The organism is Blattabacterium cuenoti (genome assembly GCF_014252255.1).
In the GTDB taxonomy this organism is placed as follows: domain Bacteria; phylum Bacteroidota; class Bacteroidia; order Flavobacteriales; family Blattabacteriaceae; genus Blattabacterium; species Blattabacterium cuenoti_J.
Genome location: NZ_CP059213.1, coordinates 118,484 through 143,268, shown reverse-complemented (window position 1 = coordinate 143,268; position 24,785 = coordinate 118,484). Strand labels below are relative to the sequence as shown.

Annotated in this window: 29 protein-coding genes, 3 tRNA genes and 1 other RNA gene; 19 read left to right on the top strand and 14 right to left on the bottom strand. The window is 22.4% G+C overall.

What is annotated here, in order from left to right; genetic code table 11:
* The first annotated feature begins 332 nt into the window (after positions 1-332).
* Together H0H41_RS00680 and ureC are read left to right on the top strand one after the other, a co-directional pair.
* Positions 333-962 carry an urease subunit gamma gene (locus H0H41_RS00680; RefSeq protein ID WP_185872334.1) on the top strand — a complete coding sequence of 210 codons (630 nt, stop codon included), beginning with the start codon at positions 333-335 and terminating at the stop codon, positions 960-962.
* Positions 959-2,677, top strand: coding sequence for an urease subunit alpha (ureC, locus tag H0H41_RS00675; RefSeq protein WP_185872333.1), 1,719 nt, complete (start codon positions 959-961; stop codon positions 2,675-2,677). Before H0H41_RS00680 ends, ureC begins: the two co-directional genes overlap by 4 nt.
* A 17-nt stretch (positions 2,678-2,694) precedes the next feature.
* On the opposite strand, the gene H0H41_RS00670 is transcribed toward ureC, so the two are convergent.
* Positions 2,695-2,780 (bottom strand) — tRNA-Leu (locus H0H41_RS00670).
* Positions 2,734-3,075 (bottom strand): deaminase, encoded by a 342-nt coding sequence (locus H0H41_RS00665; protein WP_317168634.1) that lies wholly within the window; start codon positions 3,073-3,075, stop codon positions 2,734-2,736. Before H0H41_RS00665 ends, H0H41_RS00670 begins: the two co-directional genes overlap by 47 nt.
* A gap of 138 nt (positions 3,076-3,213) precedes the next feature.
* Between H0H41_RS00665 and H0H41_RS00660 the strand changes: the two genes are divergently transcribed.
* Positions 3,214-4,032 carry a TrmH family RNA methyltransferase gene (locus H0H41_RS00660; RefSeq protein WP_185872332.1) on the top strand — a complete coding sequence of 273 codons (819 nt, stop codon included), beginning with the start codon at positions 3,214-3,216 and terminating at the stop codon, positions 4,030-4,032.
* On the opposite strand, the gene H0H41_RS00655 is transcribed toward H0H41_RS00660, so the two are convergent.
* Both H0H41_RS00655 and H0H41_RS00650 read right to left on the bottom strand, forming a co-directional pair.
* Positions 4,029-4,514 carry a ribonuclease HI gene (locus H0H41_RS00655; RefSeq protein WP_185872331.1) on the bottom strand — a complete coding sequence of 162 codons (486 nt, stop codon included), beginning with the start codon at positions 4,512-4,514 and terminating at the stop codon, positions 4,029-4,031. The two genes, H0H41_RS00660 and H0H41_RS00655, sit on opposite strands and share 4 nt — an antisense overlap.
* Positions 4,515-4,521: 7 nt before the next feature.
* Complete coding sequence (locus H0H41_RS00650) at positions 4,522-5,280, bottom strand: lysophospholipid acyltransferase family protein (RefSeq protein WP_185872330.1); 759 nt, start codon at positions 5,278-5,280, stop codon at positions 4,522-4,524.
* A 94-nt stretch (positions 5,281-5,374) separates the two neighbouring features.
* Here H0H41_RS00650 and fbp point away from each other — a divergent pair, with 94 nt between their 5' ends.
* Genes fbp through H0H41_RS03075 form a run of 3 tightly spaced genes read left to right on the top strand, consistent with a single transcriptional unit; the run spans position 5,375 to position 6,746 of the window.
* Positions 5,375-6,382: a class 1 fructose-bisphosphatase gene (gene fbp, locus H0H41_RS00645; RefSeq protein WP_185872329.1), complete on the top strand. Its 1,008-nt coding sequence runs from the start codon at positions 5,375-5,377 to the stop codon at positions 6,380-6,382.
* A gap of 17 nt (positions 6,383-6,399) precedes the next feature.
* Positions 6,400-6,585 carry a hypothetical protein gene (locus H0H41_RS00640; protein ID WP_185872328.1) on the top strand — a complete coding sequence of 62 codons (186 nt, stop codon included), beginning with the start codon at positions 6,400-6,402 and terminating at the stop codon, positions 6,583-6,585.
* Positions 6,582-6,746: a hypothetical protein gene (locus H0H41_RS03075; protein WP_185872491.1), complete on the top strand. Its 165-nt coding sequence runs from the start codon at positions 6,582-6,584 to the stop codon at positions 6,744-6,746. The genes H0H41_RS00640 and H0H41_RS03075 overlap by 4 nt, the downstream gene beginning before the upstream one ends.
* Positions 6,747-6,772: 26 nt before the next feature.
* On the opposite strand, the gene H0H41_RS00630 is transcribed toward H0H41_RS03075, so the two are convergent.
* Complete coding sequence (locus tag H0H41_RS00630; RefSeq protein WP_185872327.1) at positions 6,773-7,345, bottom strand: MarC family protein; 573 nt, start codon at positions 7,343-7,345, stop codon at positions 6,773-6,775.
* Between the two features lie 198 nt (positions 7,346-7,543).
* Positions 7,544-8,914 (bottom strand): orotidine-5'-phosphate decarboxylase, encoded by a 1,371-nt coding sequence (gene pyrF, locus H0H41_RS00625; RefSeq protein WP_185872326.1) that lies wholly within the window; start codon positions 8,912-8,914, stop codon positions 7,544-7,546.
* 64 nt (positions 8,915-8,978) lie between these two features.
* Here pyrF and H0H41_RS00620 point away from each other — a divergent pair, with 64 nt between their 5' ends.
* Positions 8,979-9,914, top strand: coding sequence for a dihydroorotate oxidase (locus tag H0H41_RS00620; RefSeq protein WP_185872325.1), 936 nt, complete (start codon positions 8,979-8,981; stop codon positions 9,912-9,914).
* On the opposite strand, the gene proS is transcribed toward H0H41_RS00620, so the two are convergent.
* Positions 9,908-11,383 (bottom strand): proline--tRNA ligase, encoded by a 1,476-nt coding sequence (gene proS / locus H0H41_RS00615; protein WP_185872324.1) that lies wholly within the window; start codon positions 11,381-11,383, stop codon positions 9,908-9,910. The two genes, H0H41_RS00620 and proS, sit on opposite strands and share 7 nt — an antisense overlap.
* Positions 11,384-11,469: 86 nt before the next feature.
* Between proS and rpmF the strand changes: the two genes are divergently transcribed.
* Genes rpmF through accC form a run of 3 tightly spaced genes read left to right on the top strand, consistent with a single transcriptional unit; the run spans position 11,470 to position 13,502 of the window.
* The gene (rpmF, locus tag H0H41_RS00610; RefSeq protein ID WP_185872323.1) at positions 11,470-11,655 is read left to right on the top strand and encodes a 50S ribosomal protein L32; all 186 of its coding nucleotides are present in this window, start codon (positions 11,470-11,472) and stop codon (positions 11,653-11,655) included.
* A gap of 14 nt (positions 11,656-11,669) precedes the next feature.
* A complete protein-coding gene (gene accB, locus H0H41_RS00605) occupies positions 11,670-12,131 on the top strand; it encodes an acetyl-CoA carboxylase biotin carboxyl carrier protein (protein ID WP_185872322.1) in 462 nt (153 codons plus the stop codon).
* 6 nt (positions 12,132-12,137) lie between these two features.
* Positions 12,138-13,502 (top strand): acetyl-CoA carboxylase biotin carboxylase subunit, encoded by a 1,365-nt coding sequence (accC, locus tag H0H41_RS00600; protein ID WP_185872321.1) that lies wholly within the window; start codon positions 12,138-12,140, stop codon positions 13,500-13,502.
* Positions 13,503-13,526: 24 nt separating this feature from the next.
* Here accC and prfA read toward each other — a convergent pair whose 3' ends face one another.
* Together prfA and H0H41_RS00590 are read right to left on the bottom strand one after the other, a co-directional pair.
* Positions 13,527-14,615, bottom strand: coding sequence for a peptide chain release factor 1 (prfA, locus tag H0H41_RS00595; protein WP_185872320.1), 1,089 nt, complete (start codon positions 14,613-14,615; stop codon positions 13,527-13,529).
* A gap of 35 nt (positions 14,616-14,650) precedes the next feature.
* Complete coding sequence (locus tag H0H41_RS00590; RefSeq protein ID WP_185872319.1) at positions 14,651-15,037, bottom strand: DUF4293 family protein; 387 nt, start codon at positions 15,035-15,037, stop codon at positions 14,651-14,653.
* Between the two features lie 167 nt (positions 15,038-15,204).
* On the opposite strand from H0H41_RS00590, the gene rho reads away from it, so the two are divergent.
* The 3 genes from rho (at position 15,205) to H0H41_RS00575 (ending at position 18,121) form a co-directional block, all read left to right on the top strand.
* Positions 15,205-16,779, top strand: a complete 1,575-nt coding sequence (gene rho, locus H0H41_RS00585) for a transcription termination factor Rho (RefSeq protein ID WP_185872318.1) — start codon at positions 15,205-15,207, stop codon at positions 16,777-16,779.
* 70 nt (positions 16,780-16,849) lie between these two features.
* Positions 16,850-16,922: transfer RNA gene (locus H0H41_RS00580), tRNA-Met, on the top strand.
* A 29-nt stretch (positions 16,923-16,951) separates the two neighbouring features.
* The gene (locus H0H41_RS00575) at positions 16,952-18,121 is read left to right on the top strand and encodes a DNA recombination protein RmuC (protein WP_185872317.1); all 1,170 of its coding nucleotides are present in this window, start codon (positions 16,952-16,954) and stop codon (positions 18,119-18,121) included.
* Between the two features lie 2 nt (positions 18,122-18,123).
* Here H0H41_RS00575 and H0H41_RS00570 read toward each other — a convergent pair.
* The 3 genes from H0H41_RS00570 to H0H41_RS00560 all read right to left on the bottom strand — a co-directional run bounded on the left by H0H41_RS00570 (position 18,124) and on the right by H0H41_RS00560 (position 19,270).
* Positions 18,124-18,209: transfer RNA gene (locus H0H41_RS00570), tRNA-Ser, on the bottom strand.
* Between the two features lie 4 nt (positions 18,210-18,213).
* An RNA gene (rnpB, locus tag H0H41_RS00565) (RNase P RNA component class A) lies at positions 18,214-18,557 on the bottom strand.
* Positions 18,551-19,270 (bottom strand): YebC/PmpR family DNA-binding transcriptional regulator, encoded by a 720-nt coding sequence (locus H0H41_RS00560; RefSeq protein ID WP_185872316.1) that lies wholly within the window; start codon positions 19,268-19,270, stop codon positions 18,551-18,553. Before H0H41_RS00560 ends, rnpB begins: the two co-directional genes overlap by 7 nt.
* Positions 19,271-19,333: 63 nt before the next feature.
* Between H0H41_RS00560 and rpmB the strand changes: the two genes are divergently transcribed.
* The 5 genes from rpmB (at position 19,334) to htpG (ending at position 22,814) form a co-directional block, all read left to right on the top strand.
* Complete coding sequence (gene rpmB, locus H0H41_RS00555; protein WP_185872315.1) at positions 19,334-19,567, top strand: 50S ribosomal protein L28; 234 nt, start codon at positions 19,334-19,336, stop codon at positions 19,565-19,567.
* Between the two features lies 1 nt (position 19,568).
* Positions 19,569-19,751 carry a 50S ribosomal protein L33 gene (gene rpmG / locus H0H41_RS00550; RefSeq protein ID WP_185872314.1) on the top strand — a complete coding sequence of 61 codons (183 nt, stop codon included), beginning with the start codon at positions 19,569-19,571 and terminating at the stop codon, positions 19,749-19,751.
* A 3-nt stretch (positions 19,752-19,754) separates the two neighbouring features.
* Positions 19,755-19,916 (top strand): DUF4295 family protein, encoded by a 162-nt coding sequence (locus H0H41_RS00545; RefSeq protein ID WP_185872313.1) that lies wholly within the window; start codon positions 19,755-19,757, stop codon positions 19,914-19,916.
* A complete protein-coding gene (gene ftsY / locus H0H41_RS00540; RefSeq protein ID WP_394798448.1) occupies positions 19,913-20,869 on the top strand; it encodes a signal recognition particle-docking protein FtsY in 957 nt (318 codons plus the stop codon). Before H0H41_RS00545 ends, ftsY begins: the two co-directional genes overlap by 4 nt.
* Before the next feature lie 70 nt (positions 20,870-20,939).
* The gene (gene htpG / locus H0H41_RS00535) at positions 20,940-22,814 is read left to right on the top strand and encodes a molecular chaperone HtpG (protein WP_185872311.1); all 1,875 of its coding nucleotides are present in this window, start codon (positions 20,940-20,942) and stop codon (positions 22,812-22,814) included.
* A gap of 17 nt (positions 22,815-22,831) precedes the next feature.
* On the opposite strand, the gene H0H41_RS00530 is transcribed toward htpG, so the two are convergent.
* Together H0H41_RS00530 and H0H41_RS00525 are read right to left on the bottom strand one after the other, a co-directional pair.
* Positions 22,832-23,602: a 3'-5' exonuclease gene (locus tag H0H41_RS00530; RefSeq protein WP_185872310.1), complete on the bottom strand. Its 771-nt coding sequence runs from the start codon at positions 23,600-23,602 to the stop codon at positions 22,832-22,834.
* Positions 23,603-23,623: 21 nt separating this feature from the next.
* Entirely contained in the window at positions 23,624-24,328 is a 705-nt protein-coding gene (locus H0H41_RS00525; protein ID WP_185872309.1) for a CDP-alcohol phosphatidyltransferase family protein, read from the bottom strand.
* A 37-nt stretch (positions 24,329-24,365) separates the two neighbouring features.
* Here H0H41_RS00525 and ybeY point away from each other — a divergent pair, with 37 nt between their 5' ends.
* Positions 24,366-24,782: an rRNA maturation RNase YbeY gene (gene ybeY / locus H0H41_RS00520; RefSeq protein WP_185872308.1), complete on the top strand. Its 417-nt coding sequence runs from the start codon at positions 24,366-24,368 to the stop codon at positions 24,780-24,782.
* Positions 24,783-24,785: the final 3 nt, after the last annotated feature.

Here is a 24,785-nt window from a genome sequence, read left to right as displayed (position 1 = left end):
ATTTACGGAGACGTCCTTTTTTATTTTTTCATATTATAAATACGTATGAATAAAATATGGTATAATTGGAATGAGTAGATTACTATAATATATAATATTAATTAGTATTAAATATTATTAATAAATTAATAAATATAATTAAATAATTAAAAATAATATAATTTTATTCATTTTTTTATTCATTTTATTTAATTTTTTAAAATTTTATGATAAATAAAAAATTATTATAATATTTCATAACTTTAAACTTACTTATTACTTATACTTGTTTGTTGCAACGATATTATGTTTATATTTTTTTTATCAAAATAACTTAAAGAAAGAAAGAAAGTATGCATTTAACTTCTTATGAAAAGGAAAAAATTCTTCTGCATATGGCTGGAGAATTAGCAAAAAAACGTTTAAAAAGAGGATTAAAATTGAATTATCCTGAATCTTTAGCTTTAATTACTCATTATGTAATGGAAGGAGCACGTGACGGAAAAACTGTAAAAGAACTTATGTATGAAGCTGAAAATATTCTTAATGATGAACAAGTTATGGATGGAGTATATGAATTACTTAATAATGTTCAAATAGAGGCTACTTTTCCTGATGGAACAAAATTAGTTACTATACATAATCCTATTAAAAAAAATAAAAAAGAAAATTCTAATATGATTCCAGGACAATATAATCTTATGAAAGAAGATATTATCTTATTACCTAATAGATCTCGTATCAAAAGAATTGTATCTAATAATGGAAATCGTCCTATTCAAATAGGATCTCATTTTCATTTTTATGAAACAAATCCTGCTCTTTTTTTTAATCGAAAAGGAACTAAAGGATATAGATTGGATATTCCTTCCGGAAGATCTGTTCGTTTTGAACCAGGAGAAACTAAAGAAGTTACATTAGTAGAAATAGGAGGGACAAAAAAAATTTATGGATTTTCAGGAAAAGAAAATACAATAATATGAAAAAAATAGACAGAAAATCTTATGCAAGTATGTATGGTCCTACAAAAGGAGATAAAATTCGTTTAGGAGATACATCTTTATGGATTGAAATAGAAAAAGATTATACTATTTATGGAGATGAATGTGTATTTGGAGGAGGAAAAGTTATTAGAGATGGTATGGGACAACATCCATTTGCTACAAGAAATGAAGGAGTTTTAGATTTAGTATTAACTAATGCTATTATTATTGATTATTGGGGTATTATAAAAGCTGATATTGGAATTAAAAATGGAATTATAGTTGGAATAGGAAAAGCGGGAAATCCATATTTTATGGATGGAGTTAATCCAAATATGTATATTGGAGCAGGAACAGAAGTTATTTCTTCAGAAAATATAATTATAACAGCTGGAAGTGTAGATAGCCATGTTCATTATATATGTCCGCAATTATTTGATGTTGCATTAGAAAATGGAACAACTACTATTATTGGTGGAGGATCAGGTCCAGCGACTGGTACTATAGCTACAAATTGTACTTCTGGAGTATGGAATATTCAAAGAATGTTAAAAAGTACAGATCATATTCCTATTAATTTTATTTTTCTTGCTAGTGGAAATAGCTCTAATCCTAAAGCTTTAATTGAACAAATAGAAGCAGGTGCTGGAGGATTAAAAATTCATGAAGATTGGGGAAGTACTCCTTATGTAATAGATCAATGTCTAAATGTTTCTGATAAATTAGATATTCAAGTAAATATACATACTGATTCATTAAATGAATCAGGTTATATTGAGGATACTTTAAAAATATTTAAAGGTAGAACTATTCATACTTATCATACAGAAGGAGCTGGAGGAGGACATGCCCCCGATTTATTAAAAGTAATATCTTTTTCTAATATTTTACCTTCATCTACAAGTCCTACAATGCCTTATACTTGTAATACAATAGATGAACATTTAGATATGTTAATGATTTGTCATCATTTAGATTCTAATCTACCAGAAGATATAGCTTTTGCTAAATCACGTATTAGATCTGAAACTATTAGTGCAGAAGGAGTTTTACATGATATTGGTGCTATTAGTATGACTAGTTCAGATTCACAAGCGATGGGGCGTATAGGAGAAATAGTAAAAAGAACTTGGCAAACAGCTGATAAAATGAAAAAAGAAAGAGGATGTCTTTTTAATAAAAATAAAAAGACAAATCCAAAAAATGATAATTTTAGAGTAAAAAGATACATATCAAAATATACTATAAATCCCGCTATTACTCATGGTATCTCAGAATATGTAGGATCTGTAAATATTGGTAAAATGGCAGATTTAGTATTATGGAAACCATCTTTTTTTGGAGTTAAACCTGAATTAGTTATAAAAAGTGGAATGATTGTATACGCTAGTATGGGAGATCCTAATGCAACTATTCCTACACCTCAACCATTCATGTATCGTAAAATGTTTGGTTATTTTGAACCAAAATTAAGTAGTCTTTTTGTTTCTGCATCTGCTATTAATAATGGTTTTTTTGAAAAAAATGAAATTAAAAAACAAATAAAAATAGTAAAAGGATGTCGTTTTTTATCTAAAAAAGATATGATCTTAAATGGAGAAACTCCCAATTTAGAAATTGATCCAAAAACCTATAATGTTTATATAAATGGGGAAAAAATTATTTCTAATCCTTCTGATATTTTACCACTATCCCAAAGATATTTTTTATTTTAATTTAAAAAAATGAAAAATACCCAGAGCGGGATTTGAACCCGCATGATTTAATAAAATCACTGGATTTTGAGTCCAGTGCGTATACCAATTTCGCCACCTGGGTTTAATTTTTTAATTTTTATTTTTAATTTTTTTAAAAAAAACATTTCTTTATCATTTTTTGTAGACCTATGTAAATATATAATTTTTTTGATATTAGACTGATAAATCAATTTACAACATTTTTCACATGGAAAATGTGTAATGTAAATAGACGCTCCTTTACAAGATAAAAATGAAGAAGAAAGTTTTAATATTGCATTTTCTTCTGCATGTATTACATACCACTTAGTTTTTCCATTTTTTTCTTCACATATATTATCAAATCCATTTGGAGTTTTATTATAACCATAAGATATTATTTTATGATTATTAACAATAATAGCTCCAACTTTTTTTTTTTACAAAAAGATAATTTTGATTGCTCAATAGCAAATTTCATATATTTAATATCATTGTGTTTTTTGTAAATTTTGTAATTCATTATATAAAAATATATGAAAAAAATATACAGTTTACAAAATAAAGAAATTAAATTTTTAATCAAAAATTATAGAAATAAAAATTCTATTAGTGAATTTATTGTTGAAGGTATTCAAGAATTTAAAATGGCTATAAAAGGAAATTTTTTTCCTAAAAAAATATTTATATGTCAAAAAATATTTTATAAATATAAAAGTAATATGAATATAAATATAATTAAATTATATTATTCTATTATTTTTTTCATCAGTATAAAAATATTTAAAAAATTAGCATATAGAGAAAATTCTGGTGGAATTATTGCTTTATTTAAAGAAAAATTTATTAAAAATAAATTAAAAAATGAAACAATAACCGATAATTCTTTAATTCTTATATTAGATGGAATTGAAAAGCCTGGTAATATAGGAGCTATATTAAGAACATCTGATTCTGCAGGTATTCATTTGATTATATTATGTAATATGAAAACTTATATTTATAATTCTAATGTAATTAGGTCTAGTTTAGGAAGTGTTTTTACAACAAAAATTTTTATAGAAAAAATGGAATCCATTTTTGATTGGTTAAAAAAAAATAAAGTAAAAATTATATTAACAGGATTTTATAATCATAAAAAAGAAAAAAATTTATATAAAATAAAGTTAAATTATTCAAAATTAGCTATTATTTTTGGTTCAGAAAATAAAGGAATATCTAATTTTTGGTTCAAAAAAACAGAAACAATTATAACTATTCCTATGTTTGGAAATGTAGATTCATTAAATGTTAGTAATGCTATCTCTATAATAATATATGAAATTATTAGACAAAAAAATTTTTCTATTATTTAATAATTTAATTTACTAATATTTTCATATACATAATCTATTTGAAGAATTTTTTTTTTAGATGCCTGAACAGATAATTTATCACAAAAATCATTAATATAATGGTTATTATGAGATTTTATCCATTGAAAAATAATAAATTGTTTATGAAACAAATTTAAAAATCTTTTCCAAAGATCTACATTTTTTTTTTTTAAAAAATTATTTTTTTCCCATTTATAAATCCATTTTTTTTGAATTGTATTTACGATATATTTAGAATCAGTAAAAATTACAATATTTTGTTTTTTTTTTTCTATTTTTTCTAAACCTACTATAACTGCTAATAGTTCCATTCTATTATTAGTTGTATAACGATATCCTTCAGATATTATTTCTCTATTATAAGAATTTCCAACAATTTTTTCTATAAAAATTCCATATCCTCCTGGTCCAGGATTTCCTTTAGAAGAACCGTCAGTATAAATATGAATTTTTTTATTCACGAATAATTCATTTATTTTTTTCACGTTCAAATTTTTCTAATTGATATTTAATTAAATTAAAACATTTTTTGTTCAAATTATTTTTATCTTTTAAAGATAAATTTTTTGTTGATATAGAATGATGTTGTTTTATTCTTACTTTTCCTGGGCATCCTTTTATAAAAGAAAAATTAGGAAATTTAGTTTTTATATCAGCAATGGTAAAAGGTATAATAGATATTTTTTTTATTATTGCTGTAAAAAAAGCTCCATTTTTAAAATTATCCAAAAAAATAGAAGGATTAGGAACTCCACCTTCTGGAAAAATACAAACACTTTTTCCAGAATCTACTTTATCTTGTATTTTTTTAAATACTTTTATACAACTAGATAAATTTTTTCGATCTATAAGAATATTACTTTTTTTATAAACAAAACCAAAAAATGGAAGTTTCGCTAATTCTGCTTTTCCTACAAAAACTAGAGGATGATTTCTCATTAAAGAATAAATTAACATAATATCCATAATAGATGTATGATTACTGATAATCACATATTGTTTATTTTTATCTAATATTTCTTCATCTTTTTCTAAAATATACCAAAATCCCATAAGAAGTAAATTACTTCTAGCCCACATTTGATGGAACCAATATGCAATAGGATAATATTTATCTTTAAAAAGAAACGGAATAGAAACTCCTGCCCATAATGGAATTAAAAATATATTTATAATAAAAAACCATATTCTCCATAATAATACAAATAATATTTGCAATATTCTCATTAATAAATAAAATTTAATAAAAATAAAAAAATTTTTAATAACTTTATTAAATTAAGATAGTAATTTAAAATAAAAGTGTTGTATTTCCTGATACATGTATACATTAGGAGAGTTTATTATAGAAAATCGAGATTATTTTTCGTATTCAACTGAATCTTTATTGCGATTATTTAGTTCTATTAAGTTAGCTTCTAAAGCTATTCATAAAGAAGTTAATAAAGCAGGATTAACTACAGAAATTATAGGTAGTTCTGGAGTAATTAACATTCAAGGAGAAAATCAAAAAAAATTAGATGATTTTGCTCATAGAGCTTTTCTTGAATCTTTTAAAAATAGAAATGTAGTTTGTGGAATAGCTTCTGAAGAAGCTAAAGATTTTATAGTGATAAATAATAAAGATAAAAAAGAAAATTTTTTACAAAATCAATATATTGTTTTAATAGATCCACTTGATGGATCTTCTAATATAGACGTTAATGTATCTATTGGAACTATATTTTCCGTATATATAAAAAAATCTCCTATTCAAATGGATGTAACAATAGAAGATTTTTTACAACAAGGAAATAAACAAATTCTTGCAGGATATATTATTTATGGATCTTCAACTATATTAGTATACAGTACTGGAAATGGAGTACATGGATTTACTTTAGATCCTTCAGTTGGTACTTTTTATTTATCTCATTATAATATTCATTTTCCTGTAAAAGAAAAAATTTATTCTATTAATGAAGGAAATTATGCAAAATTTTCTAATGGAATTAGAAAATTTATAAGATATTGTCAAGAAAAAAAAGATAATCGTCCTTATACAGCAAGATATATTGGATCTTTAGTTGGTGATTTTCATAGAAATATAATACAAGGAGGAATATATATTTATCCTAAAACAGCTTCTTATCCAGAAGGAAAATTAAGATTGCTTTATGAATGTAATCCTATAGCTTTTTTAACAGAACAAGCTGGAGGAAAAGCTTCTGATGGAAAAAATAGTATTCTAGATATAGAACCAAAAGAATTACATCAAAGAACTCCATTTATATGTGGCCCCATAGGAATGGTGTCTCAATTAGAAAAATTTATGAACAATTTTGGATAAAATTCATATATATTATTATGAAAATAAAAAATCATAAAATTTTTAATCAAATTATAAAAAATGGAAAATATTTATTAGTAGATCCTATTTGTTGTGTTTTTATATTAAAAAAAATAAATTATAAAAAAAATTCATTTAGCAACTTAATTGGAACTTTAGTAAAAAAAAAAATTTTAAAAAATCGGTTCATAGAAATAGAATAAAACGTTTATTAAGAGCTTGTTTTTCATTAAATCAATATATTTTAGAAAAAAAAATTATAAATAAAAATTTTTACATAATTTTTATTTATAAAAATTTTTATTTTCCTAAATTTCAAGATATCAATCAGGCTATTCAAAAAATATTCAATAAAATAAAATAAAAAATATATTTTATTATGATTTATGATTATTGAAATAATTGACTAGCATTTGCTCCAAAAATTTTAACGGCAAATGCTAATAAAACAATTCCAAATATTTTTTTAAGAATGTCTAAACCATTATTTCCTATTTTTTCTGCTATAAAATCACATCTATCTATTACAAAATAAACAACTATCATATTAAGTATTAAAGATAAAAGAATAATATTTACATCATAAGTTGTTCTTAATGAAATTAATGTAGTTAAAGATCCAGGTCCAGCTATAAGAGGAAAAGCTATTGGAACAATAGAAGTTTGCGCATTTTCTGTAACCTTATGAAAATCTACTCCCAATATCATCTCTAACCCAATTAAAAATAATACTATAGATCCTGCAACAGAAAAAGAATGAACATCTACTCCAATAATTTTTAACATAGGTTGTCCTAAAAATAAGAAAGATAAGAATATAATAAGAGAAGTAATTATAACTTTTTTAGTATCTATTATATTACCTTTTGATTTAAACCCCATAATAATTGGAGCGTTTCCTAATATATCTATAATGCTAAAAAGTATCATAAAACAACTAATTAATGAATTTATCCATTCCATATTCAAAATTTTTATAAAAAATTTTTATTTTATTATGAATTATAATTTTTTTTTGATTAAAAACACACTTTCAATGATTTTTATTTTTTTTTGTATAAAAAAAAAAGAAACATACACAAATTAAATAAAAATATAATCAATATCATTAGTTTTTTTACAAAAAACTTAAAAAACGTGAATTTTATTCGATTTTTATTTTTATAGTCCATTTTCATATGCTTTCCATCCTGCATTTCTATATTTTTCTGCTGCTATTTTTGGATTTTTAGACTGATAAATAGCTTTTCCTACAATAATAAAATCACTTCCATTTTTTTCAAAAGCTTGATTAGGATGAATATAAGTATTTCCTAAGTTATTTGAATTAGAAAAATGAATTCCAGGTGTAAATAAAAGTAATCTATCGTCTACTTTTCTTTGTGCAACAGTTCCAATAACTTTTGGATTTTTTAAAGAAATATTTAATACTTTTCGGATATAATTATCATCGGATAATCTACCATAAGAAGACATCTCCGATATTGTAATTAATCCCATATTAGAAGGAATCTTCAAATTTTGTATACTTGCACTTCCAGCAAATACATGTGTAGTAATAATATCTGCCCAAGAAGAAATTTTATATATTCCATAATGTAATTGAAGATAATTAGTAGGACCGACATCACATAATTTTCTATCTTCAAATAATAAAAATTTTTTTTCTATAGAAATATTTTTAAGAGAATTTATAAATGAAAATGAAAAATCATTAATTATATCTACATGAAGTTTTAATCCACAAATTATGTCTCCAATTAAATGGACTAATTTTAATATATTTTTAGAATATACTAAATCTGCAGAAACTATTAAATTTGTTTTTTTTTTCAATGTTATATCAATAAGTTTTTGTCCTATAGGATGAGAAATTATCTTTTTTTTTTCTTCATAAGAAATACGTTTATTTTGAATATTTTTTCTATTTTTTTTACTAAAAAAAAATTGAATTGTATGTATTTCTTTTTTTTTTAAAAAAAATTTTTTTTCTAAAATTTTTAATACTTCTCCTATACGAAATAAAGTTCTTATATTATATCCTTTTTTTTTTATATTTTCTATTCCTCCTTGTTCTCTATCCAAAATAGACATAATATATTTTATAATCAATCCTTCTTTTTCAAGATCTATTATAGTTTTTAGTAAACTATCTCCACTTGTTATGACATCTTCTATAAGAAGACAATTTTGTCCTTTTTTATAAATACCTTCAATCATACGTTTAGTTCCATAACCTTTATTTTCTTTTCTTTTAATAATTAATGGAATTTTAGATCGTAAAGATAAAGTTGTAGCTATAGGTAAAGCAGCGTAAGGAACTCCACAAATTAGTTCAAAATTATTAGAATTATTAGATGATACTTCATTAAGAAGTAAATCTGATAATTTTATTAAAAAATCTGGTCTAGAAGCTATTGGACGAAAATCTATATATATAGGAGAATTCATACCGCTTTTTAAAGTAAACTTTCCAAATTTTATGATTCCTAAATTGTAAATTTTTAAGAAGAACTGTTCTTTTTCTTTCATAAAAAAAACTGTTTTGGTAAAGTTAAAAATTTTATACTTGGATATTATTATAATTCATATAACTATGAAAAAAATAGATATTTCTACTTACATAAATAAAATTAAACTTACATCATGTATTATGAATGCTTCAGGAGCTCTTTGTACTACAGATAAAGAATTATCTGACCTTTTGAACAGTTCTTCTGGTGCTATTGTTACAAAAAGTTGTACAAAAAAACCAAGAAAAGGAAATATAAAACCAAGATATTTTGAATGGAATATAGGAAGTATTAACTCTATGGGATTACCTAATCTAGGAATAGATTTTTATTTAAATTTTTTTCAAAATAAAAAAATAAAAAAACCTATTTTTCTTTCTATATCTGGATTATCAATAGAAGAAAATTTTTTTCTCATTAAAAAAGCTAATTTTTCTAAAAAAATTACAGCTATAGAATTAAATTTATCTTGTCCAAATATTAAAGAAGAAATATTAGGAAATAATTTATACAAAATTTCTGATTTTTTAGAAAGTATATTTAAATTTAATAAAAAACCTTTAGGAATTAAATTACCTCCTTTTTTTAAGGAAAAACATATTAAAAATATATCTTTAATTTTAAATAAATTTCCTATTATTTTTGTCACTTGTATTAATAGTTTACCTAATGGTATTTTTATTGATATAAATAAAGAAAATACTGTTATAAAACCAAAAAATGGATTTGGAGGAATAGGGGGATTAATTATAAAACCATTTGCATTATCCAATATTCGTAAATTTTATACTTTTCTTAGAAAAGATATTTCTATTATAGGATGTGGTGGTATTTCTTCTGGAAAAGATATTTTTGAGCATATATTATGTGGAGCTTCCGCAGTTCAAATTGGTACACAATTTATAAAAGAAGGAATTTCAGTATTTGATAGATTAAAAAAAGAATTTATCATTTTTTTGCAGAAAAAAAATTATTCATCTATAAATAATTTTAAAGGAAAATTAAAAAATTTTCAATAAGATTTAGAAAAAACAACCCTTTGAAAAGAAGTATTCCCAGAATATATACATTTTCCTTTTTCTTTTTCTGTATTATATAATGGGATACAACGTATAGTTGCTTCTGTTTCTTCTTGAATTTTTTTACATGTATTTTTAGTTCCATCCCAATGAGAAAAAATAAAACCTCCTAAATTATTTATTTGATTTTTAAAATCATCATAATTATCTAATTTTAGAATCAATTTTTTAGTTCTATCTAATGCTTTTTGATAAATATTTTTTTGTATATCATTAAGTAATTGAGGAATAAAATTTGTTAAATTCATATAAGATATATACATTTTTTCATATGTATCTCTTCTAAAAATTTCTATTTTTTCATTTTTTATTTCATCTGCTCCTATACTAATTCTTATAGGAACTCCTTTCATTTCATATTCATGAAATTTCCATCCAGGAGTAAATGTTCTTCTATTATCATATTTTACTCGTATTTTGTTTTTTTCTAAAATAGATATAATTTTTTCAATCATATTATTTATTATTACAACTTTTTCTTCATTTTTATATATAGGAATAATAATTATTTGTATAGGAGCTATTTTAGGAGGTAAAATTAAACCTTTATCATCTGAATGAGACATAATCAATCCTCCTATTAATCTAGTAGATATTCCCCAAGAAGTTGACCATACATATTCTTTTTTTCCATTATAATTAGTAAATTGAACATTAAAAGCTTTAGAAAAATTTTGTCCTAAAAAATGTGAAGTACCAATTTGTAATGCTTTTCCATCTTGCATAAGTGCTTCTATACAATATGTTATTTCTGATCCAGAAAATTTATCCATATATGGCTTAATTCCTTGTAAAACAGGAATTGCCATAAAATTTTTAGAAAAATCTGTATAAATATTTAATATTTTTTTAACTTCCTCTATTGCTTCTTTTTTTGTAGAATGAGCAGTATGACCTTCTTGCCATAAGAATTCATTTGTTCTTAAAAATAATCGTGTTTTCATTTCCCATCTTAATGCATTTCCCCATTGGTTGAATAAAATTGGAAGATCTCTATAAGATTGAATCCACCGTTTATAAGTTTTCCATATGATACTTTCAGAGGTAGGTCTAATAACTAATTCTTCTTGTAATTTAGATTTAAAATCAATAACTAATTCTTCTTCTTTTTTATTTTTTTTCAATCTATAATGTGTTACAATAGCACATCCTTCAGAAAATATTTTAGTGTGTTCTTTTTCTTTTGAAAAAATAGATTTAGGAATTAGTAAAGGAAAATAAACATTTTGATGTCCTGTATTTTTGAGAATTTTATCTAATTCTTTTTTCATTCTTTCCCATAAAGAATAACCATATGGTTTTATAATCATAAAACCACGTATCCCAGAAAATTCTGCTAAACCAGATTTTACGACTACTTCATTATACCATTTTGAATAATCCTGACTCCGTTTAGTTAATTTATTCATAATTAAAAAATAAATAAAGATATAAAAATTAATTTTTAATTTTATCTATAAATTAGTAAAAAAATTAAAAACTAATTTAATAATATATGGCACATCCTAAAAGAAGACAATCTAAATCTAGAAGAGATAAAAGAAGGAGTCATTTAAAAATAAAAGAACCTTTATTAATAAAATGTTCTTTAACAAAGAAAAAACATTTATATCATCATGCTTATTGGCATGAAAAAAAACTTTATTATAGAGGAAAAATTGTGTACAGTAAAGAAGAATAAAAATCCTTATTATTATGGATTTCAAAAAAATTAAGTCACTTATTCAAGTTATATCAAAATCAAATATTAGCGAAATAAAGATTAAAATAGATAATACTAAAATTTATATAAAAAATAAAACATTTATCAAAAAAAATGAAAAAAATTTATGGAATTATTCTAAAATTTCTTCCTCTATTTCTGATTTTTCTGATAGATTTTCTAAAATAGAAAAAGAAGAAAATAGAAATCAATATTTAACAATAAAATCTCCTATGATAGGAACATTTTATAGAAAACCTCATCCAGATCAAGAACCTTTTGTAAAAATAGGAGATAAAATAAAAATAGGAACAAAAGTTTGTATGATAGAAGCTATGAAATTATTTAATGATATTGAATCTGAAGTAAATGGAAAAATTATTAAAATTCTTGTAGAAGATTCTACTCCAGTCGATTATGATCAACCTTTATTTCTTTTAGATCCAAATTATTAATTTTTTATGTTTAAAAAAATATTAATAGCTAATCGTGGAGAAATTGCTTTAAGAATTATACGAACAGCTAAAGAAATGGGTATTAAAACAGTAGCTGTTTATTCTACAGTAGATAAATATAGTCTTCATGTTTATTTTGCGGATGAAGCTGTATGTATTGGTCCAGCACCTCCAATTCAATCATATTTAAATGTTCCCAATTTAATTTCTGCAGCAGAAATTACAAATGCAGATGCTATTCATCCTGGATATGGATTTTTATCTGAAAATGCATATTTTTCATCCATGTGTCATAAACATGGAATTAAATTTATAGGAGCTAATCCAAATAATATAATTCAAATGGGAAATAAAATTTTAGCTAAAAAAACTATGAAAAAAGCAGGAATTTCTTGTTTACCTGGATATAATTGTTTTTCAGAAAATTCTTATAAAGAAATAGAATATTTTGCAGATAAAATAGGATATCCTATTATTATTAAAGCTGTTTCTGGAGGTGGAGGAAAAGGAATACGATCCGTTTTTGATAAAAAAAGTTTAAAAAATTCTTGGGAAGAAGCTAAAAAAGAAGCTTGGTCATGTTTTGGTAAAAAAGATATGTATATAGAAAAATTAATTTTAAATCCAAGACATATAGAAATACAAATTATAGGAGATAAATATGGAAAAGTATGTCATTTATCCGAAAGAGATTGTTCTATTCAAAGAAGAAATCAAAAACTTATAGAGGAAGCCCCTTCTCCATTTTTAACTTCATCTCTTAGAAAAAAAATAGGAAAAGAAGCAATTAAAGCTGCTGAATTTATTCATTATGAAGGAGTCGGAACTATGGAATTTTTAGTAGATAAAAATAAAAATTTTTATTTTTTAGAAATGAATCCGAGAATACAAGTAGAACATGCTATAACTGAAGAAATTACAGGGGTTGATTTAATTCAAGAACAAATATTTTTAGCTAATGGAAAAAAAATTTCTAGAAAAAATAATTTTTATCCAAAAATGTATTCAATAGAATGTAGAATTAATGCAGAAGAACCATATAATAATTTTAGACCAGTTCCAGGAAAAATTACTCAAATGCATTTACCAGGAGGAAAAGGAGTTCGTGTAGATACACATATTTATGCAGGATATTTTATTACACATTATTATGATTCTATGATTGCTAAAATTATTACTACATCAAAAAATAGAAAAGAAACTATTGAAAAAATGCGTCGTTCTTTAGAAGAATTTATAATAGAAGGAATTAGAACTACTATTCCTTTTCATCGAAAAATTCTGCAAAATGATGATTTTTTAAAAGGAAATTATAATACAAATTTTTTAGATAGAATAGATTTAAATTTATTATTATCAAATAATTATTAATTTTTATTAATTAAAAATTAATAATTATATTATTTTTTTTTCAAAAAATTTTAAAAAATTAATCATTTCTTGAATATTTCCATTCATAAATCCTATTAGATCATAAATAGATTTATGAATTCTATGATCCGTTATTCTATTTTTTGGATAATTATAGGTTCGTATTTTAACAGAACGATCTCCTGTAGAGACTAAAGATTTTCTTTTTATAGATATTTTTTTTAATTTTTTTTCTTTTTCAATTTTATAAATTCTTGCTCGTAAAACATTTATAGCTTTTTCAAAATTTTTATGTTGAGATCGTTCTTCTTGACATTCTACTGTTATTTTACTTGGAATATGGGTTAATCGTACAGCAGATTCTGTTTTATTAACGTGTTGACCTCCTGCTCCACTAGATCTAAAAGTATCTTTTTTTATATCAGATAAATTAATATTTACTTCTATATCCTCTACTTGAGGAAATACAGCGACTGTTATAGCAGATGTATGAACTCTTCCTTGAGACTCTGTTTTTGGAATTCTTTGTACTCTATGTACTCCAGATTCAAATTTTAAATTTCCATAAATTCCTTCTTTTCCATTTCCATTTACATCTAAAATAATTTCTTTATATCCTTTTATTCCTCCTTTTTGTGCATGTATAATTTTGTATTTCCAACCTGATTTTTTAAAATACATTGTATACATTCTTAATATGTCTTCTACAAAAAGACAAGCTTCATCTCCTCCTGTTCCAGAACGTAGTTCTATAATAACATTTCTATGATCTTCTGTTATTTTTTCTTTTGAAAGAAATAAAAAATAATCATAAGATTCTTTTTCAATAGAGGATAAATTTTCTAAAATTTTATTTTTTTCTTGATAAGCTAATTCTTTTAATTCAATATCTGAATCGTTTTTTAAAATAAAATTTGCTTCTTGTAATAAAGATAATTTTTTGTTATATCTTTCATAAAGAAATACTATTTTTTGAAGTTGAAGATATTTTTTTAATAATATTTTATATTTTTTTTGATTAGATAAAATATTAGGTTGAATAATAGATTTTGAAATTTCATGAAATTTTTTTTTATATTCTTCAAATTTTTGAACTAATGAAGATTTTTTCATTATTTTTAATAATTTATTATTTATTAATAATAAATTTATCGTATTCTATTCATAGAATCGATTAATTCTATATCTTTTTTTATTTTTTTATTGCATATATATAAAACCAATATGTTACAAATACATAAAATAAAAAAAAGGTATATATTTTTTTTTAGAAAAATTTTTTGATTAAAAAGAAGAATCAAATTAATACTATTTAAAAGTATATTTATTTTATTCATAAATATTTGTAGTTTTTTTTTTTTAAAAAAAAGAATATTTAAAATAGATAGAATTAAACATAAAAAAATAAAAATTGTTTTTGAAATAAAATTAAATGTATTAAATGTATTAATATTATAATTATAATAATAATATAAATAAATTGAATAAATAAAAATAGAAATAATTAGATATAATGTTTGTATTCTATATAACATAGAAAAAAAATTAAAAATTATTATAAAATATATAATTTGTTATTTATTATTTTTTAAGTTCAAATTAATTTTTTGTATAATTGTATTTATCGTTTATAATAATACTTAAAAAGTATAAAGTATATTATTTTCCAAATATTTTATATAAAATATAACCCAATTACTTTATGTTTGACATTACTGAATTAAAAAGTAAAAAACTTTTTGAATTACAGGAGATTGCTCGCTCTTCAGGATTAAAAAAATGTACACAATTACGAAAAAATGAACTCCTAGAGAAAATTATCTCCATTTTTAATAATAAAAAAACTTCTACACATTCTTCTTTAAATTTAAAGAAAGAATTTAAAGTTCGAAAAAAATTAGAATCAAAAAATTTATTTTCGGAAAAAAAAAATATAAATAAAAATAGAAATAATGGAAAAAAAAAATTAGTTTTTCAAGAAAATTTAAAAGTTTCTAATTCAAATTTATCAGAAAATATAAAATATCAAAAAAAACATCAAAATTTTACACATTGGAAAAAAAATGATAAATCTGAATCTCATATATCATCTCATCATCATGGTACAGAAGAAGTATCAACAAAAATTTCTTCGAATAAATATCGTACTCCTGAATACGAATTTGAGGGGATTATAATTAGTGAAGGAGTATTAGAAATTATGCCAGAAAATTATGGTTTTCTAAGATCTTCTGATTTTAATTATTTATCATCTCCTGATGATATTTATGTTTCTCAATCTCAAATTAGACTTTTTGGAATGAAAACAGGAGATACAATAAGAGGAGAAGTTCGACCACCTAAAAATGGAGAAAAATATTTTCCATTAATTAAAATCCTTGAAATAAATGGGAGACCACCTTCTTTTATAAGAGAAAGGGATCCTTTTGAACATTTAACTCCATTATTTCCTAATGAAAAATTTAAATTAGCTGAAAAAAATGCAACTCTTTCTACAAGAATAGTAGATCTTTTTACTCCTATAGGAAAAGGACAAAGAGGAATGATTGTTGCTCCTCCAAAAACAGGAAAAACTACTTTATTAAAAGAAATAGCTAATGCTATTGCAGCTAATCATCCTGAAGTTTATTTAATTATCTTATTAATTGATGAACGGCCAGAAGAAGTTACAGATATGCAAAGAAATGTAAAAGGAGAAGTTATCGCATCAACTTTTGATGAACCAGCAGATAGACATGTGAAAGTAGCTAATATTGTTTTACAAAAAGCAAAAAGAATGGTTGAATGTTCTCATGATGTAGTCATATTATTAGATTCTATTACACGTTTAGCACGTGCATATAATACTGTAGCTCCTGCATCTGGAAAAGTATTATCAGGTGGTGTAGATGCAAATGCTTTACATAGACCAAAAAGATTTTTTGGAGCAGCAAGAAATATAGAAAATGGAGGTTCTTTGTCTATTATTGCTACAGCTATGATCGATACAGGTTCAAAAATGGATGAAGTTATTTTTGAAGAATTTAAAGGAACAGGAAATAAAGAACTTCAATTAGATAGAAAAATAGCTAATAAGAGAATTTATCCGGCTATTGATTTAGTTTCTTCCAGTACAAGAAAAGATGATCTTTTATTAGATCAAAATACATTGCAAAGAATGTGGATTTTACGAAAGCATCTTTCTGATATGAATTCAGTGGAGGCTATGGAATTTTTAAGATCTAGAATGTCTAGAACTCAAAATAATGAAGAATTTTTAATATCTATGAATGGATAAATTTATAAAATATAAAAATTTATATTGATTAATATTTGATTTTTTATATGAAAAATATTATATTATTAGTCGCGGGGTGGAGCAGTTGGTAGCTCGTCGGGCTCATAACCCGAAGGTCATAGGTTCGAGTCCTATTCCCGCTATTATTCTTTTTTTTGATCAAATAATTTTCATGTATTATTTTTTTATTTTATTTTTTTTTTGTTGTTTTATTTTTTTCATATTTTTATATTCTTTTATAAAATTAGAATTTTTTTTTAGAAAAGAATTTAAAGATCAAAAAGATGAATTTCAAAAATTATTTCAATTTAATAAAAAAGAGATTGATAATTCTTTCATAGAAACAAAAAATGTATTATCACAATATATAAGAGATTCTCAAGATTTTTTAGATAAAAAAATTCAATTTTATATTGATAATCAATATCAAAAATTAGATTATGTTTCTAATGTACAAGAGAAATTGATTAAAATTATAGAAAAAAAATTTGAAGAAATAAAAGAAATTGTTAATGAAAAACTTCAATCTACTTTAAAAATTCATTTAGGAAAATCATTTGAAATAATCGGTAATCAATTATTGTTTTTACAAGAAGGATTAGGTGAAATGAAAATTTTGGCAAAAGACGTAACTTCTTTAAAAAGAACTTTGAATCATGTAAAAATATGTGGTAGTTTTAGTGAAATGCAGCTTTCAATGCTTTTACAGCAAATTTTATCTCCAGAACAATATGAATCTAATGTTATTACGAAATCTAGTACAAATTTTGTAGTAGAATTTGCAATAAAACTTCCAGGACTTGGTGATGGAAATATTATATGGTTACCTATTGATGTAAAATTTCCAAAAGAAACTTATGAAAAAGTACAAGAAGCTTATCGTATAGGTGGTGAAAAAAATATAGAAATAGCTATAAAAAATATGGAATCTGTACTTAAAAAAATGTCAAAAGATATTAAAGATAAATATATAGATCCTCCACATACTACTGATTTTGCCATTATATTCCTTCCTTTTGAAGGAATATATGCTGAAATAGTAAAAAATTCTAGTTTACTAGAAGAGCTATTAAGAAAATATAAAATTGTAATAACAGGTCCATCGACATTAGCCGCTGTATTAAATAGTTTACAAATAGGTTTTAGAACTTTAGCTATTCAAAAAAGAAGTTCTGAAGTATGGAAAATTTTAGAAATGGTTAAACAAGAATTTACAAAATTTGGATTTTTACTTCATCAAGCTCAGGATAAATTGCAAGGAGCTTCAAAGGATTTAGATAAATTATTAGGTGTTAGAACTAATTTAATTGAAAAAAAATTAAAAGATATAGAAAATTATTGAAACGGAGAGAAAGGGATTCGAACCCTTGACACTTTTTTTGTGAACACGCTTTCCAGACGTGCGCCTTAATCCTCTCGGCCATCTCTCCAAAAAAAATAAGTAGGACTATAAGCCGGATTCTGTATTAATATTTTATTTTAAAATTATATTATACCTATCATTTATCTAGAATTTAGGTTACCCAAAATCTCTATCTGCCCACCCCCCGGTATCAACCGAGCTAGTTTTCCGGTATATATGGCATTTCACCACATAGAGTTTACATGATTCCACTACAGCAATAGTAATTCTGTACTTTCTTTCTGTTGCACTATTCCTCATCTCACGATGGATGGGTATTACCCATTATGTTGCTCTATGGTGTCCGGACTTTCCTCATTATTATTATTAATGAATAATTATTCATGATATATAATGCAATAGGTCATCCTACTTTTTTAAATTTGAATAAATTTTTTCTACATCATCATATTTTTTAAGAATTTTAATAAAATTAAAAATTTTTTCTTTATTTTCTTTCGAAATCCATTTAATCATTTTTTTAGGAGTACGTATTATTTTTCCTTCATATAATATTTTTAATTTTTCTAAATTATTTTTCATATATCCAAATAATTCAAAATCTGTGTATACATAAACCATATCTATATTTTCATTTTTTATAATAAAATCTTTAGCTCCAAAATCTATTATCATCAATTCAAATTCCTCCATGGAATAATGGATATCTTTTTTTTTTATATAAAAAAAACCTGTTTTATGAAATAAATGAGTTAATTCTCCATTATTACATAATCTTCCTCCATTTTTATTAAAAAATGTTCGAATATTAGAAATTGTACGAATATTATTATTTGTTATACATTCTATAATTAAACTAACTCCATGAATATATCCTTCTAAATTGAAATTTTTATTACCGTCTTTTTTGATTTGTAAAGCTTTTTTTATAGCTTTTTCTATCGTTTTTTTAGGAATATTAATTGATTTTGCATTTATAATTGCGTTTTTTAAACGAAAATTATTTATTCCTGATTTTTGAACAGCTATTGTTATTTCTTTAATAATTTTAGAAAATTTTTTAGATTTTATAAAATCTTTATTAGATTTTCTATGTTGTATATTTGCCCACTTACTATGTCCTGACATGAAGTGTCTTTATTTTTATTATACTAAATTAGTAAAAAGAAATTTATAAAAAAAAAACTATATATGTCAAAAATTTGTGAATTAACAGGAAAAAAAGCAATGATAGGAAATAAAGTATCTCATGCAAATAATAAAAAAAAACGTTGGTTTAATATTAATTTATGTAAAAAACGTTTTTTTTTAATAAAAGAAAAAAAATGGATTACTTTAAAAATTTGTGCTTATGCAGTTAAACTTATTAATAAAATAGGAATTGAAAATGCATTAAAACGTTATAAAAATATAAAAATTAAGTAAAATGGCGAAAAAAGGAAATAGAATACAAGTTATATTAGAATGTATGGAACAAAAAAAAAGTGGAATTTCTGGATGTTATAGATATATAACAACAAAAAATAAAAAAAATACTCCAAATAGAATTGAATTAAAAAAATATAACCCAATATTAAAAAAATATACAATTCATAAAGAAATAAAATAAAATATGTCTAAAAAAATAAAAGAAAATAAGAAAAAAATATCAAAAAAAATGACTTTAGCTATAAAAATAGTTAAATCTAAAAAATCTGGTTTTTATACTTTTGAAAATAAAATTATTTCTGATGATAAAGTAAAAATTTTTTTTAAAAAAAGTAATAATTCATAATGTTCTTAAAAAAGAAAAATAAATCAGATAAAACATTTGATCATGAATTGAAAAAAACTAGAGAATCTTTTTTTTCTAAAATAAAAAATATTTTTTTTAAAAAATCAAAAATAGAAAAAAATATTATTGATCATATAGAAAATATATTATTATCTGCAGATATAGGAATAAAAACTACGATAAAAATTATTAATAATTTAGAAAAAAAAATTCAAAAAGAAAAATACGTAGATTCAGAAGAATTATATAATTTTCTTAAAAAAGATATAGAAAATATTTTTTTAAATGTTAAAAATAAATGTTTAGAAAAAAAAATAAAAAATTATAAAAAACCATATGTAATTATGATGGTAGGAGTAAATGGAGTAGGAAAAACAACAACAATTGGAAAATTAGCTTTTTATTTAAAAAACAAGGGCTATAATTTAATGATAGGTGCATCTGATACATTTAGAGCAGCAGCTATTGATCAACTTGAAATATGGGCAAATAAAGCTAAAGTATCTTTAGTAAAACAACATATGCATGCAGACCCAGCCTCTGTTGCGTATGATACTTTACAATCTGCTAAATATAAAAAAAAAGATATAGTATTAATCGATACAGCAGGTAGATTACAAAATCGTATTGGTTTAATGGAAGAACTTTCTAAAATAAGTAGAGTTATGAAAAAAATTATACCTGAATCTCCTCATGAAACGATACTTGTTTTAGATGCAACTACAGGTCAAAATGCTTTTGAACAGGTAAAAAAATTTACCTCTTTTGTTAAAATTTCTTCTATTATATTAACAAAAATAGAAGGAACAGCTAAAGGAGGAGTTATAATAGGAATTATGGATCAATTTAAAATACCTATACAATATTTAGGTACAGGTGAAAAAATACAAGATTTGAAAAAATTTGATGAAAAAAAATTTATAAATTATTTTTTTAAAAAAAATGAAAACTGACATGATGTCTTTATTTATTAATTATGGTATGATCTTTGTTTTATATTTAATTAATCAATAATTCAGTTTCATGAATAAGAATAAGATTAATGTTACTTCAGATAATATTTTCCCTATTATTAAAAGATTTCTTTATTCTGATCAAGAAGTTTTTTTACGTGAGCTTGTTTCTAATGCTACAGATGCTATTGTAAAATTAATAACTATAGGAAAATTCAAAAATGAAAATACCAATGATTTTGATTTTATAGAAGATGATTTAAAAGTTAATGTTTTAATAGATAAAAAAAACAAAACTGTTCATATCATAGATAATGGTATTGGAATGACAAAAGAAGAAGTAGAAAAATATATTAATCAGATAGCTTTTTCTGGAGCAGAAGAATTTATTAAAAAATATAATACATCTACAAAAGATAATCATATTATTGGTCATTTTGGATTAGGTTTTTACTCTTCTTTTATGGTTTCTAATAAAGTTATGATATTTACTCAATCTTATAAAAAAGATTCTGAATCTATATTTTGGTCTTGCGAAGGATCTCCTAATTTTATTATGAAAGAAATTGAAAAAAGAGATAGAGGTACAGAAATAGTTTTATTTATTAATGAAGAAAATAAGGAGTTTTTAGAATATAATCGTGTTTTAAATATTTTACAAAAATATTGTAAATTTTTACCTGTAAAAATTTATTTATTATCTAAAGATAAAAATAATGAAAATGAGAAAGATATTCTTATTAATAATGTTGATCCAGCTTGGAAAAAAAATACAACTCAACTAAATGATAAAAATTATTTAGATTTTTATCATGAATTATATCCAAATCAATTGGATGATCCTTTATTTTGGGTTCATCTAAATATAGATCATCCTTTTCATTTAACAGGTATTTTATTTTTTCCTAAAATAGAAAGAAGAATTGATATACAAAAAGATAAAATTCATTTGTATCAAAATCAAGTATATATTACGGATAATTTAGAGGGAATAGTACCAGATTTTCTTAGTTTATTAAGAGGAGTTATAGATTCTCCAGATATTCCTCTTAATGTATCACGTTCTCACTTACAAAGTGATACATCTGTAAAAAATATATCAAAATATATCACAAGAAAAGTTGCTGATAAATTAGATATAATGTTTAAAAGTAACAGAGAAGATTTTCAAAAAAAATGGGAAGATATAAAAATTATAGTAGAATATGGAATGATTAGTGTACAAAACTTTTTTGAAAAAGCTATAAAATTTTACATTTTTACTACTGTAAATAATATTTATTTCACTTTAGAAGAATTAAAAGAAAAAATAAGAAAAATTCAAAAAAATAAAGAAGGAAATATTGTTTTTCTTTATTCTTCGGACAAAGAAAAACAATATAATTATATTAAAGATGCAAAAGATAGAACTTATGAAGTTTTAATTTTAAATAGTCCTCTTTCAGTTCATTTTATACAAAAATTAGAATTTTATGATAAAGAAATTACTTTTGTACGAGTAGATTCAGATCATATTGATAAATTAATTTATAAAGAAAAAAAATATGATTCAAAACTATCTGAAAAAGAAAAACAAGATTTAAAAAATTTCATTAATACTTATTTAATGGAAGATTATAAATTTTCTATAAAATTAGAAAATTTATCTAAAAAAGATTATCCTTTTTTAATTATTGTTCCTGAATTTTTAAGAAGGATGAAAGAAATGAATTCTATAGGAAAAGAAATTTTAGAAGAAAAAGAAGAAAAAAATAAAACAAAATATTATCAATTGATAATAAATACAAATCATATTTTAATGAAAAAAATATTACAAGAAACATCTGAAGAAAAAAGAAAAGAAATTATTCAAGAAGCTTTAAATTTAACTCTTTTATCTAAAAATTTACTTTATGGAAAAAATCTAACTAACTTTATTTCTAAAAAAATAGAAGACTTAATTTAATATTAATCATAATTTTTTTAAGATTTATTAAATTTTCTTAATTTAACTCCTGTTAATATTTTTTTTGTATATAAAGGAAAATCTGAATTTTGTATCCATCCATAGTAATTAGGATCTTTTTCAAAAATTTCAAAAACTTTTTCTCCTTTATATTTACCAAAATTAAATATTTCATTTCCATTTTCATCTATTTTAATAAATCCAGCAAGATCTGCTATATTTTTTTGATGAGAAAATTGATTTAAACTTTTAACATTTTTTTTTAAATTTTCATATTTTTCCAATTGTGCAAGTAAAATTTCATACGTAGCAAATGCATCTGCTTTAGAACTATGAGCCTTCATAAGGTTTTTATTGCAATAATATTTATAAGCGGCAGAAAGTGTTCTAGGTTCCATTTTATGAAAAATAACTTGTACGTCTATAGTTTTATGTTTTTTAATATCGAAAGATATTCCAGCACGAAGCATTTCTTCTGCTAAAATTGGTATATCAAATCTATTAGAATTATATCCTGCCAAATCTGTATTTTCAATCATTTTAAAAATCAATAAAGAAACATCTTTAAATTTAAGTTTTCCTATTACGTCTTTATCTTTAATTCCATGAATAGCAGTTGATTGTGGAGGAATAGGTATTCCAGGATTAATAAGCCAAGTTTTATCTTCTTGATTTCCATTAGGAAATATTTTTAATATAGATATTTCTATAATTCTATCTTTTCCTATATTTATTCCTGTTGCTTCTATATCAAAGAAACAAATGGGACGATGAAGTTTTAAATTCATATTAATATTTTGTATTCGTCACTAATTTTTCAACCTATTTTTATAAATAGAAATTGTTATATAAAAAATAATAATGCATGGTAAAGAAACTATATGTAAAGTTAATAAAAGAAATGTACTAATCAATAAGAAAACATAACGTATTTTATTTTTTTTCCAATAAATTCCTTTAAAAGTAAATGAAATCATTGGTATTTTTGATACTAAAAAATAACAAGAACAAAATATCAAAAAAATAATTATAATAGGAGACATAATGATATTTATAATAAAAACAGGAATTATATAATGATTTTTTATAATAATAGATAAAGAAGAAAAAAATAAAGTATTTACAGGTGTAGTCAATCCTCTATATCTAGAATTAGAAGAATTAATATTGAATTTTGCTAAACGATATGCTGAAAAAATGGAAATAAAAAAAGAACTCCATTCAATAAGTGGTATTTTTTTTTTCATTGTTTTCAATAAAATAAAAACTATTATAGATGGAACAACACCAAAAGAAACCATATCAGAAAGAGAATCTAATTCTTTTCCAAATTTATTTTCGTTATTTATAAATCTAGAGATAAACCCATCTAAAAAATCAAACATTATTGAAAATAATGTAGATATAAAAGAATATTCAAAATTTTTTGATTGTAAAAAAATTATAGATATACATCCACAAAAAAGATTTAATAAACTAAAAATATTTGGAATGATTTTTTTTATTTTTATCAAAATATGCAAAAATTATATTATTTAAAATAAGAAATTAATGATTAAATTATTTTATGAAATTTCTGATTTTTATATTCAAGATGAATCTTTATTGATTCAAGAAATATGTATTTTATTAAATAATGAAGGAATGTATATTGGAAATATTAATTATATTTTTTGTAATGATAATTACCTTTTAAATATGAATAAAAAATATTTAAAAAAAAATTTTTATACAGATGTACTTTCATTTAATTATTCTATAAACAAGTGTATATCTGGAGATATATTTATTAGTATAGATCGTGTTTTTGATAATTCTAAAAAATGGAATCAGTTTTTTACAATTGAATTAAAACGTGTTATCATCCATGCTATATTACATCTTTTAGGATATGATGATAAAAAAAAAATTGATAAAAAAATAATGAAAAAAAAAGAAGAGTTTTATTTAAATTTATTTCAATTTTGAAAA

Bases quoted from the DNA above. Each gene is read 5' to 3' on its own strand.
- prfA (WP_185872320.1), bottom strand. From the start codon at position 14,615: ATGAAAAAATCTTCATTAGTTCAAAAATTTGAAGAATATAAAAAAAAA.
- ureC (WP_185872333.1), top strand. From the start codon at position 959: ATGAAAAAAATAGACAGAAAATCTTATGCAAGTATGTATGGTCCTACA.
- H0H41_RS00530 (WP_185872310.1), bottom strand. From the start codon at position 23,602: ATGAATTTAAAACTTCATCGTCCCATTTGTTTCTTTGATATAGAAGCA.
- rpmF (WP_185872323.1), top strand. From the start codon at position 11,470: ATGGCACATCCTAAAAGAAGACAATCTAAATCTAGAAGAGATAAAAGA.
- H0H41_RS00660 (WP_185872332.1), top strand. From the start codon at position 3,214: ATGAAAAAAATATACAGTTTACAAAATAAAGAAATTAAATTTTTAATC.
- proS (WP_185872324.1), bottom strand. From the start codon at position 11,383: ATGAATAAATTAACTAAACGGAGTCAGGATTATTCAAAATGGTATAAT.
- htpG (WP_185872311.1), top strand. From the start codon at position 20,940: ATGAATAAGAATAAGATTAATGTTACTTCAGATAATATTTTCCCTATT.
- rpmB (WP_185872315.1), top strand. From the start codon at position 19,334: ATGTCAAAAATTTGTGAATTAACAGGAAAAAAAGCAATGATAGGAAAT.
- pyrF (WP_185872326.1), bottom strand. From the start codon at position 8,914: ATGAAAGAAAAAGAACAGTTCTTCTTAAAAATTTACAATTTAGGAATC.
- accB (WP_185872322.1), top strand. From the start codon at position 11,670: ATGGATTTCAAAAAAATTAAGTCACTTATTCAAGTTATATCAAAATCA.
- fbp (WP_185872329.1), top strand. From the start codon at position 5,375: ATGTATACATTAGGAGAGTTTATTATAGAAAATCGAGATTATTTTTCG.
- H0H41_RS00680 (WP_185872334.1), top strand. From the start codon at position 333: ATGCATTTAACTTCTTATGAAAAGGAAAAAATTCTTCTGCATATGGCT.
- H0H41_RS00620 (WP_185872325.1), top strand. From the start codon at position 8,979: ATGAAAAAAATAGATATTTCTACTTACATAAATAAAATTAAACTTACA.
- rpmG (WP_185872314.1), top strand. From the start codon at position 19,569: ATGGCGAAAAAAGGAAATAGAATACAAGTTATATTAGAATGTATGGAA.
- H0H41_RS00575 (WP_185872317.1), top strand. From the start codon at position 16,952: ATGTATTATTTTTTTATTTTATTTTTTTTTTGTTGTTTTATTTTTTTC.
- H0H41_RS00560 (WP_185872316.1), bottom strand. From the start codon at position 19,270: ATGTCAGGACATAGTAAGTGGGCAAATATACAACATAGAAAATCTAAT.
- H0H41_RS00630 (WP_185872327.1), bottom strand. From the start codon at position 7,345: ATGGAATGGATAAATTCATTAATTAGTTGTTTTATGATACTTTTTAGC.
- H0H41_RS00640 (WP_185872328.1), top strand. From the start codon at position 6,400: ATGAAAATAAAAAATCATAAAATTTTTAATCAAATTATAAAAAATGGA.
- H0H41_RS00545 (WP_185872313.1), top strand. From the start codon at position 19,755: ATGTCTAAAAAAATAAAAGAAAATAAGAAAAAAATATCAAAAAAAATG.
- accC (WP_185872321.1), top strand. From the start codon at position 12,138: ATGTTTAAAAAAATATTAATAGCTAATCGTGGAGAAATTGCTTTAAGA.
- H0H41_RS00650 (WP_185872330.1), bottom strand. From the start codon at position 5,280: ATGAGAATATTGCAAATATTATTTGTATTATTATGGAGAATATGGTTT.
- H0H41_RS00590 (WP_185872319.1), bottom strand. From the start codon at position 15,037: ATGTTATATAGAATACAAACATTATATCTAATTATTTCTATTTTTATT.
- rho (WP_185872318.1), top strand. From the start codon at position 15,205: ATGTTTGACATTACTGAATTAAAAAGTAAAAAACTTTTTGAATTACAG.
- ybeY (WP_185872308.1), top strand. From the start codon at position 24,366: ATGATTAAATTATTTTATGAAATTTCTGATTTTTATATTCAAGATGAA.